At 72.3% G+C, this 9,287-nt stretch carries 9 protein-coding genes and 1 pseudogene; 5 read left to right on the forward strand and 5 right to left on the reverse strand.

The features are described 5' to 3' along the window. Window positions 1-108: 108 nt before the first annotated feature. Both AB0I68_RS08345 and AB0I68_RS08350 read left to right on the forward strand, forming a co-directional pair. Window positions 109-381 (forward strand): DUF6400 family protein, encoded by a 273-nt coding sequence (locus AB0I68_RS08345; RefSeq protein WP_363176418.1) that lies wholly within the window; start codon window positions 109-111, stop codon window positions 379-381. Next, on the forward strand, window positions 368-625 hold the full coding sequence (locus AB0I68_RS08350; protein WP_363176420.1) for a hypothetical protein: 258 nt from the start codon (window positions 368-370) through the stop codon (window positions 623-625). The genes AB0I68_RS08345 and AB0I68_RS08350 overlap by 14 nt, the downstream gene beginning before the upstream one ends. Window positions 626-686: 61 nt before the next feature. Here AB0I68_RS08350 and AB0I68_RS08355 read toward each other — a convergent pair whose 3' ends face one another. The 3 genes from AB0I68_RS08355 to AB0I68_RS08365 all read right to left on the reverse strand — a co-directional run bounded on the left by AB0I68_RS08355 (window position 687) and on the right by AB0I68_RS08365 (window position 5,310). Then, window positions 687-2,669 (reverse strand): MDR family MFS transporter, encoded by a 1,983-nt coding sequence (locus tag AB0I68_RS08355; RefSeq protein ID WP_363176448.1) that lies wholly within the window; start codon window positions 2,667-2,669, stop codon window positions 687-689. Between the two features lie 187 nt (window positions 2,670-2,856). Further along, window positions 2,857-4,212, reverse strand: coding sequence for a 6-phospho-beta-glucosidase (locus tag AB0I68_RS08360; RefSeq protein WP_363176449.1), 1,356 nt, complete (start codon window positions 4,210-4,212; stop codon window positions 2,857-2,859). A 111-nt stretch (window positions 4,213-4,323) separates the two neighbouring features. Beyond that, window positions 4,324-5,310 (reverse strand): helix-turn-helix domain-containing protein, encoded by a 987-nt coding sequence (locus tag AB0I68_RS08365; protein ID WP_363176421.1) that lies wholly within the window; start codon window positions 5,308-5,310, stop codon window positions 4,324-4,326. 219 nt (window positions 5,311-5,529) lie between these two features. Here AB0I68_RS08365 and AB0I68_RS08370 point away from each other — a divergent pair, with 219 nt between their 5' ends. The 3 genes from AB0I68_RS08370 to AB0I68_RS08380 all read left to right on the forward strand — a co-directional run bounded on the left by AB0I68_RS08370 (window position 5,530) and on the right by AB0I68_RS08380 (window position 8,004). Beyond that, a complete protein-coding gene (locus AB0I68_RS08370; RefSeq protein WP_363176422.1) occupies window positions 5,530-6,198 on the forward strand; it encodes a helix-turn-helix transcriptional regulator in 669 nt (222 codons plus the stop codon). A 64-nt stretch (window positions 6,199-6,262) separates the two neighbouring features. Beyond that, entirely contained in the window at window positions 6,263-6,820 is a 558-nt protein-coding gene (locus AB0I68_RS08375) for a toxin-antitoxin system, toxin component (protein ID WP_363176423.1), read from the forward strand. Next, window positions 6,817-8,004 carry an MAB_1171c family putative transporter gene (locus AB0I68_RS08380; protein WP_363176424.1) on the forward strand — a complete coding sequence of 396 codons (1,188 nt, stop codon included), beginning with the start codon at window positions 6,817-6,819 and terminating at the stop codon, window positions 8,002-8,004. The genes AB0I68_RS08375 and AB0I68_RS08380 overlap by 4 nt, the downstream gene beginning before the upstream one ends. A gap of 79 nt (window positions 8,005-8,083) precedes the next feature. Here AB0I68_RS08380 and AB0I68_RS08385 read toward each other — a convergent pair whose 3' ends face one another. Then, the gene (locus AB0I68_RS08385; protein WP_363176425.1) at window positions 8,084-8,863 is read right to left on the reverse strand and encodes a hypothetical protein; all 780 of its coding nucleotides are present in this window, start codon (window positions 8,861-8,863) and stop codon (window positions 8,084-8,086) included. An 88-nt stretch (window positions 8,864-8,951) separates the two neighbouring features. Further along, window positions 8,952-9,287 (reverse strand): annotated as a pseudogene (locus AB0I68_RS08390) (hypothetical protein); the annotation flags it as partial.

The following is a 9,287-nucleotide window of genomic DNA, read 5'->3' on the forward strand; positions in this document are numbered from 1 at the left end:
CGCAGGAGCAGGCGCAGGCGCAGGACCGCCCGCAGGGGCCGCCGGCCTGCTGTGACATCTCCCACCCCCTCTTGCCACGGGAAAGTAGGCATACCTAAGTTCTGACTTATGGCCCCACACCACCCCACACCCCCCACCGGACCGGGCACTCCTCCGCTGGTCGACTTCACGTTCGACCTCACCGGGATCGAAGTGCTCCGGCGGGCCCACGTCATGGAAGCCCTCGGCCCCGACTGGGACCCGATCGAGGTACTGCGCGGCGAGGAGGCGGCGTACGACCTGCTGTACTCCGGTCTCGACGAGGAGCAGCAGCGCGTGTACGACGACCTGGTCGCGGCCGGCGTGCTCCCCCCGCGCGGGGGCGGCCATGCTGCCGCTTGACCCGCAGGCGGACCTCGGGCGCCGCGCCTGGGTGACCTGTCCGAGCTGCGACGACAGCCGCGGGTGCGCGCCCTGCGAGCAGCAGCGCACGTGCTCCGACCACTGGCGCTACCTGCTCTCCAACACCGGCAGCCTGCTGCACCTGCAGTGCCCGTCCTGCACCCACGTCTGGGTGCACGAGAGCGGTTTCGGCGCCACCCGTTCCCTGTGGAACCGCATCACCGGCGGCCGCGCCGGGCTCTGACGGCGCGGTCGCCCCACCGCCGCAGGTGGCAGGGCAGCACAGGACAGGACACGGCAGGGGATCACACCCCGGCCGGGGCCTTCTGCGCGAAGTAGCCCTCTCCCAGGTCCTCCGCCAGCAGCCGCTTCGCGATCGCGTCGGCCGCCGCCCGGAGTTCCTCGCTCCGCGGGCGGCCGCGGTCCTTCTCCAGCTGGTCGCCGAGCCAGTCCCCCCAGGCCTTGGAGATGGTCGCCGCCTCGCGCCGCCCCGCCGGGGTGAGCGAGAAGAAGGTGCCCGCGCGGGCCACGTACCCCTCCTCCTCCATCCGGTCGAAGACGGGCAGCAGGACCTCCGGCGGCACGGAGCGGCGCGAAGCGATGAGCCCGAGACTCGCGTGGCCCACGGTGCGGGTCATGATCTCCACCTGCATCACCGCCCAGGCGCCTGCGATGTCCAGCCGCGTGTCCGAGGCGTTCACGATCGCCCGCGCCGTCTCCGGCCCCATGTTCCGTACGAGTTTGCCGACCGCCAGCTCCAGCAGTTTGGCCGAGTCGCCGGAGGCCGTGGCCGGTGAGGCGAAGCCGTCGCCCATGTCCGTGGACCCCGCCCGGGCGGTGTCGCGCAGCCGGACCTGCTTGAGGAAGAGCGCGACGACGAAGCCGATCCCGGCCACCGGCACGGTCCACAGGAACACCGTGTGCAGCGCCTGCGCGTACGCCTCGATCACCGGGCCGGCCGCCGCCGGGTCGAGCCCGTGGACTCCTTGGGGGCTCCGGGCCGCCTCGGCCAGCTGCGCCGGATCGGCCCCGGTGGCCCGGGCGGCCTCCTCGACGGCCTTCTTGAGCGCGGGGCCCAGGGTGTTGGCGTAGATGGTGCCGAAGACGGCGGTGCCGAACGCGCTGCCGAGGGTACGGAAGAACGTGACGCCCGATGTGGCCGTGCCGAGGTCGGCGTAGTCCACGGTGTTCTGCACGGCGATGGTCAGGACCTGCATGCACAGGCCGATCCCGGCACCGAGCACGAACATGTACAGCGATTCCAGCCAGCTGCTGGTGCCCGGGCCCATCCGGGACAGCAGGTACAGCCCGATCCCCATCACGAGGCAGCCGACGATGGGGAAGATCCTGTACCGCCCGGTCTTGCTGGTGACGTTGCCGCTGAAGACGGACGCGATCAGCAGGCCGATCACCAGCGGCAGGGTCCGTACGCCCGAGACCGTGGCCGAATCCCCGTCCACGAACTGCAGGTACGTCGGCAGGAACGTCATCGCGCCGAGCATGGCGAAGCCGACCACGAAGCTGAGTACCGAGCAGACCGTGAAGACCTGGTTCCGGAAGAGCCGCATCGGCAGCATCGGTTCCGCGGCCCGCGTCTCGACCAGGCAGAACAGGGCCAGGGCCAGCGCGCCGCCCACGAAGAGCCCGGTGATCGTCGCCGAGTCCCAGGCGTACTCGTTCCCGCCCCAGCTGGTGGCCAGGATCAGCGCGCTGGAGCCCGCCGCGACCAGGGCGATGCCCAGGTAGTCGATGCGGGTCCCGCCGGGCGCCCGGACCGAGGGGACCGTCCGGGCCGCCGCGACGACCACGAGGATCGCGATCGGGACGTTCACGTAGAACGCCCAGCGCCAGGTCAGGTGGTCGGTGAACAGGCCGCCGAGCAGGGGCCCGATGACGGTCGCGACGCCGAAGACGGCGCCGATCGCGCCCTGGTACTTGCCGCGTTCGCGCAGCGGGACCACGTCGGCGATCAGGGCCATGGAGGTGACCATGAGGCCGCCGGCGCCGATGCCCTGGATGCCCCGCCACAGGATGAGCAGGGACATGTTGCTCGCCAGGCCGCACAGGAACGAGCCGGTGATGAAGATGACCGCCGAGGCCTGGAAGATCAGCTTCCGGCCGAAGAGGTCGCCGAACTTGCCGACCAGCACCGTCGCGACGGTCTCCGCGAGCAGGTACGAGGTCACCACCCACGACATGTGGTTCCCGCCGCCGAGGTCCGCCACGATCGTGGGCAGGGCGGTGCCGACGATCGTCTGGTCGAGGGCCGCGAGCAGCACGCCCAGCATGATCGTGCCGAAGACGACATTGCGCCGCCGCCGGTCGAGCACGGGCGGCGCCACGGCTACGACGGAGACTTCGGCGGGGGCAGTGGTCACATCTCGCACTCTCACAGCGCCCTCACCCCGCCGCATGCGGCACTGGTCCGTACGGGGGGACCCTCCCCCGGCGGCCGCGAGGGCCCCCGGCGCGGAATCAGCGCAGGTAGGCCAGCCCCGGGTGCTCGGCCGCGTAGCCGTCCAGGAGCCGCCGGGCCACCGCGACCGAGTCCACCAGCGGGTGCAGCGCGAAGGCCTTTACGGCGTCCGCCCGGGAGCCGCTCGCGGCGGCCGCGAGGACCTCCCGCTCCACCGCCTTGACAGAGGTCACCAGGCCCACCGCGTGCAGCGGCAGCGGGTCCACCGCCACCGGGTGGGCGCCGTTCGCGTCGACCAGGCAGGGCACCTCGATGACCGCTTGCGCGTCGAGCACGGACAGCGAACTGCCGTTGCGGACGTTGAGGATCAGCGTGGCCCGCTCGTCCCGGGCGATGGCCCGCATCAGCGCGAGCGCCACCTTCTCGTACCCGCCGGACTCCAGATCGCTCTCGTCGCGCGCGCCGACGCCCGCCGCCTCGCGGTTCTCGGCCATGTACGTGGCCTCGCGCTCGGCCCTGGTCCGGTCCCAGGCGGCCAGCGCCGCGCCGGCGGGCCGGTCCGCCCGGCCCGCCTCGGCGTAGAAGCCGCGCTGCTGGTCGCGCAGGAACGCGCCGCGGGTCTGCTCGGCCTCCGTGTACGCCCGTACGGTGTCACGGTTGAAGTAGTAGTAGTGCAGGTACTCGTTCGGGATCGCGCCGAGCGAGCGCAGCCACTCGGCCCCGAACAGCCGGCCCTCCTCGAAGGACTCCAGCGCCTCGCTGTCGGCCAGCAGCCGCGGCAGTTCGTCGCGGCCGCCGATGCGCAGCCCGCGGAGCCAGCCCAGGTGGTTGAGGCCGACGTAGTCGATCCAGGCCTCCTCCGGGCGGGCGCCGAGCAGCCGGGCGACGCGCCGGCCGAGCCCCACCGGGGAGTCGCAGATCCCGATCACCCGGTCGCCGAGCTCCTCGGCCATGGCCTCGGTGACCAGACCCGCCGGGTTGGTGAAGTTGATGACCCAGGCCTCGGGGGCGATACGGGCGACCCTGCGGGCGATCTCCCGGGCGACCGGCACCGTCCGCAGGCCGTACGCGATCCCGCCCGCGCCGACCGTCTCCTGGCCCAGCACGCCCTCGGCCAGCGCGACCCGCTCGTCCGCGGCACGCCCCTCCAGGCCGCCGACGCGGATGGCGGAGAAGACGAAGCCGGCCCCGCGCAGGGCCTCGTCGAGGTCTCCGGTGGCGGTGACGGCCGGGGCGTCGGGCACTCCGGAGGCGGCCGCCTGGTCGGCGAGCACCCGGGCCATGGCGCCGAGCCGGGCGGGGTCCTCGTCGTACAGCGTCACCTGGGAGACCCGGCCCTCGCCGTGGTCGCCGAGCAGTGCACCGTAGACGAGCGGTACCCGGAACCCGCCCCCGCCGAGGATGGTCAGCCGCACGCTCCTACCGCCCTTCGCCCGCGCCACGATCGGTGCCACGATCCGTGGCATCCGATCCGCGACAGATGAGTGAGGGCTCCAGTGTCCCCCGCCGTGCGGCGGGCAGGGGGCTCAGTCGTCCAGCGACGGCACGGCGCGCAGTCTGGGCCCCTGGTGGAGCGGGGCGGCGGTGCCCGGGACCGGACCTGTCGCCGCGCCCTGCGGCGCCGACAGGATCATGGTGATCCGGGTGAGGCCCATGCCCTCGAGCATCCGGCTGGATTCGGCCACCAGCCGGCAGCGTACGTGCCCCCAGCGCGGGTCCCAGTGGCGGACGGTCCGCACGGCCCCGTCGCGCTCGGCGGCGTCGGCCCCGTGGGTGCTGAGCCAGTGCGGCACCCCGTAGCGGTAGGCCGCTTCCATGAACGGGTCGCGGGCCACCTCCTGGCGGATGCTGCTCAGGCCCTCGTCCTCCGGGGCCGCGGCGAGCGCGTTCGCGAACTGGGCCAGCAGGGGTACGCACCAGGCCGGTTCGTGGTCCTCCAGCACGGCCGCGGCGTCCGGGTGGAACAGCACGAAGCGCAGGAAGTTGTCGTCCGGCAGGGCGGTCGGGTGCGGGCGCACCGACTGGAAGAGCTTGTCGAACGCCGAGTTGGTGAGTGCCACGTCCCAGCGGTGGTCCACCAGGAAGCTCGGGTAGGGCACGGACTCCATGAGGGCCGCGTAGTCGCACAGGTAGTCGCGCTGGGCGGGGTCCTGGGGCAGCCGGTTCTCCTCGGCCGCCCGCCAGGTCGGCGGCGGGTCGCGGTCGACCATGACGCGGAAGAGCCAGAAGCACTGCCGCTCGCTCATTTCCAAGGCCTCGGCCAGAGCGAGCAGTTTGCGGTCCGTCCACTCCTTGACCAGGCCGCGTTCCCAGTTCCCGTAGGCTCGGACGCTGATGCGGAGCCGGGCGGCGAGGTCTTCCTGGCTCAGGCCCAGCTCCTCGCGCCGCTGGCGCAAAATCTCCTTGCGTCGCTCCGACCGCACTGCGCCGCGTGCGGACTCCTCGCCCACCAGGCGCTCCTCACCGGCTCGGGCGAGGCCATCGGACGGGCCCACCGCTGCGAGATGTGGCACCGAGAGCTCCCCCTCTTCACGGTCTGGATCTTCAATTACCTCTGGCGATCCTGCTACCGACTTCATTCGAGTGTCAACTATCGTGGCAATTCCAGCCTCTTGACAGCTCATTCCCGCCACAGCTGTGGCAAGTTCTGGCCCTGCGGCGGCTGAGCGGCTAGATTCCAAAAGCCGACCATGTGCCCGTACCGACCCCGCCGCGATCTAGGAGAACCACTGGTGACAGACGGCTTCCCGGCTCCCGTCGCGGTGGCCAACGCGCCCCTGGCAGCCACCGTCACGCGCGTCGCCGAACTCGCGGGCAAGATGGGCCACGACCTGAACAAGGTCTTCGACCTGCGCCGCCTCTCCGAGGCCTCCGGCGTCCCCGCCGACGTGGTCAGGACCCTGCTGGACGGCCGGCCCGCCGGCGAGCCCTGTCTGCAGACCCGCTTCCTCCAGCGCCTCGACCTGCTCCGGCGCACCCGGCTGAAACCCAACGGACGCCGCTACACGCAGCAGGAGATCGCGGACGGCGCCGGCATGTCCCGGCAGCAGGCCGGCGCCCTGATCAACGGCGACCGCAGGCCCACCATGGAGCACTGCGACGCGATCCAGCGCTTCTTCGGCGTCCACGCCGGGTTCCTCACCGCGCACGACGCCGACGCCCTCACCGACGCGCTCCAGCGGACCGAGCAGCAGCTGCTCCAGGACTACGCGGGCCGCGCGCGCGAAACCGTACCCGCCCCGGCGGCTTCGACCGGCGATCCGCTGGCAAGACTTCTCCAGAACCACGGCGTCCGCGGCATCGCCTGGCGCGCCGCCCAACTGCCCAGCGACAAGCACCGGGACAAGGTGACCGAATGGCTGGACATGCTTCTCGAAAGCGTCAAACCGAATGAATCCTGACCCAGTCGAGAGTCTGGGTCTGATCCTTGAGTCCTGATCCGGATCCGCGCCGACGGGGAGAACGGTGAGCATAGGCAGAGAGCAGCGCCGGTTGTGCGGCGAACTGGTGGCCGGGCTCCGGCTGACCGCGCCCGTGGAACCCGTGGACCTCTACGCCGCCCTCTGCGAGGGCATGAGCAAGCACCGCGGCCGCCGGGTGGACTTCCGGATGGCCTCGTTCCCGCCGGGGACGGCCAGCGGCCTGTGGCTCGACATGGCGGACCGCGATCTGGTGGTCATCGAGGAACGCACCGCACCGGACCACCAGCTGGTCATCCTGGGCCACGAGTTGTGGCACATGAAGGCCGGCCACTGCAGCCACCACGTCGACGGAGCCGCCGTCGCCGCCCGGCTGCTGTCCGACGAGGCCGATCTCGGCGAGACGGTCCGGCGGGTCGCCGCGCGCACGCGCGCGGACGTCTCGGAGGAGACCGAGGCGGAGACCTTCGGTTTACTGCTGGGCAGCCGTTGCCGGACCTGGCTCGCCGGTTCCGCGAGCCATCGGGCGCCCGCACAGCGTGACCAGTTGGCGGGCCGCATCGAGGCCTCGCTCGGATACCGGGGGCACAGGAACGACCGTTGAACGGCCAGGACTACTACATACCGGCAGCCGCACTGGCGGTCTCACTCGCCTTCAAGCTGCCGGCCCTACGGAACAACTGGCGCGACCCGCTCCTGCGGTCGGTCTGCGCCCTGCTGATCCTGGCCGGATCGGTGTTCACCTTCGCCGCTCCGCCCACCATCGTGGCGGTCAACCGCTGGACCGGCGTCACCAACATCTCCGCGCCGCTCGTCTACTGCCTGATCACCATGTTCAGCGCCGCCTGCCTGGTGCTGATCGTGAACTGGCGCGGCGGCCCGCCCGAAGTGACCCGGCGCATCTCGCGCCGCTGGATCCTCGGGTACACCGGGGTCGTCGTGGTGCTGATGGTGCTCTTCGCGCTCGGCGAGACCCCGGTCGAGCGGCTGCGCGACTTCGACACGTACTACGCCAACACCCCCTGCATCCAGCAGATGATCGCCCTCTATCTGACGGCGCACCTGGTGGCGGCCGTCGTGATGGTGGCCATGTGCTGGCGCTGGTCCCTCCAGGTGCACGGCTGGCTGCGCATCGGCCTGATGATCATCGTCTCGGGCTACGTGTTCAACCTCAGCTACGACGCCACCAAGATCTCCGCGGTCGTCGCCCGCTGGACGGGCCACGACCTCGACGGCCTGAGCACCTACATCGCCCCGCCGCTCGCCTCCGTCGGTGCCCTCATCAGCGCGATCGGCTTCGTACTCCCGCTGCTGTGCCAGCGGCTGTCCGACAGCTGGCAGACCTGGACGACGTACCGGCGGCTCGGCGCGCTCTGGCACGAGGTGCAGATCGGCGCCCCCAGCGGCACGCCGTGCGTGCAGATGTCCTGGTGGGCCCCGGCCGAACTGCGGGTGATCCAGCGCGAGTCGGACATCCACGACGGATTCCTGCACCTCGGTCCGTACTTCGACCTGCGCCGCCGCGAGGAGGCGTACGCGCACGCACTCGCGGACGGGGCGGACGAGGAGACGGCGCGCGCGGTCGCCGACGCGGCGATGGTCGCGGCCGCCGTCCAGGCCCGCTCGGCGGACCCGGAGGGCGCGGTCATCGGGGCCAGCGAGGAGAGCGTCCTCGACACCCTCGGGGGGCCGCGCGACCTCGTACGGATCTCCCACGCACTGCGGCATTCGCCGGTGGTCGAGGCCGTACGCCGGCAGGTCGCGCTGACGGGGAGCGGGCCGGCCTGAGCCGCCCCGCCGGCGGCCCGGCCGGACCGCCGGCGGCCTCGCGGCCTCGGCGGCCTCGCGGCCTGGCGCCCGCCGGGAATCAGCGCCCGGCCGCGGCCAGCGCCACCGTCGGGAACAGGTCCTGGAACGGGCCGGCGGAATCGATTCCCTCCCGGCCGTAGGGTGCGTCGAAGCTCCACACCATGAACAGCAGGAACACGATCAGCGCGCTGAACAGCCCGGCCAGCAGCAGCTCCCGCCCGGAGCGGCGGATCTGCAGGGTGAAGATCAGTCCCACCGTGACCAGCCCGCCGACCAGCAGCCCGAACCACACCACGCCCGGCAGCGTCGATTCGTCGGCCTGCATCCGCGAGTGGCGGGCGTCGTCGGCGGCCGCGATGTGGTCCAGCAGCGGCTGGTAGGCCTGCGCCTGGAGCTCGTTCGCCGGGCTCTGGTGGGTGACGTCGCTGCGCAGCTTGCCGAGCAGTTCGGCGCCCTGGGGCGAGGCCCCCCGGCCCGAGGTCAGCAGCGGCCAGTCCACGGCGACGGTGTGGGACACGTACGCGTCCACCTCGCCGCGGATCCGGTCGCGGACGGGGGTCGGGTAGACGTCGGCGCGCTGGGTGACCTCGTACAGCGACTGGGCCTCGCGGCGCACGCTGTCCTCGGCGGAGCCGCGCGCCTCCCAGACGCCCGCGATGGCGAGGCCGAGCACGATCGCGTAGACCACGCCCACCATCATCGTCATGTACTCGATGACGTCGGGAGTTTCGCTGGTGTCCTCGTCCTCCGCGACCCGGCGGTGCCGGAGTGCGGTGCAGGCGAGGACGAGGGCGCAGACGAGCGCCATGGCGACGGCCAGGACCAGCCATTCGGACACGAGGGTTCTCCCGTTGGTGGATCGGTGCGTGGATCGGTGGGTGGATCGGTGCGTGGATCGGTGCGTGGATGCGCAGCGGGACGCGGGCTCAGCGGCGGCTCTTGGAACGCGGCCGCAGCGCGGCGGCGGCGAGCACGGCCGGGGTGGTGACGACGGTCATGAGCATCACGGTGGACATACCGCCCGGGCCGCGCCGCTCGAGGGCCGTCGAGTGGTACGGGCGCACGTGGAAGGCGGTCGCGGGCGCGGCCACGGCTGCGGCCCGGGGCGGGGCGGGTGCTTCGGCCGGGGCCGGCTCGGCCGCCGCCTCGGGACCCGGCGCGGGCGCCGCAGGCTCCGGCTCCGCGGCCCTTGCCTTCGCCGTCGGCCCCGGGAGCCCGGGTGGCTCGGGGGCGGCGACGGCCGGCCCCGGGGGGCGCCCCGG

It is taken from the genome of Streptomyces sp. NPDC050448 (assembly GCF_040655295.1).
GTDB lineage: Bacteria > Actinomycetota > Actinomycetes > Streptomycetales > Streptomycetaceae > Streptomyces.

Bases quoted from the DNA above. Each gene is read 5' to 3' on its own strand.
- AB0I68_RS08345 (WP_363176418.1), top strand. From the start codon at position 109: ATGGCCCCACACCACCCCACACCCCCCACCGGACCGGGCACTCCTCCG.
- AB0I68_RS08350 (WP_363176420.1), top strand. From the start codon at position 368: ATGCTGCCGCTTGACCCGCAGGCGGACCTCGGGCGCCGCGCCTGGGTG.
- AB0I68_RS08355 (WP_363176448.1), bottom strand. From the start codon at position 2,669: ATGCTGGGCGTGCTGCTCGCGGCCCTCGACCAGACGATCGTCGGCACC.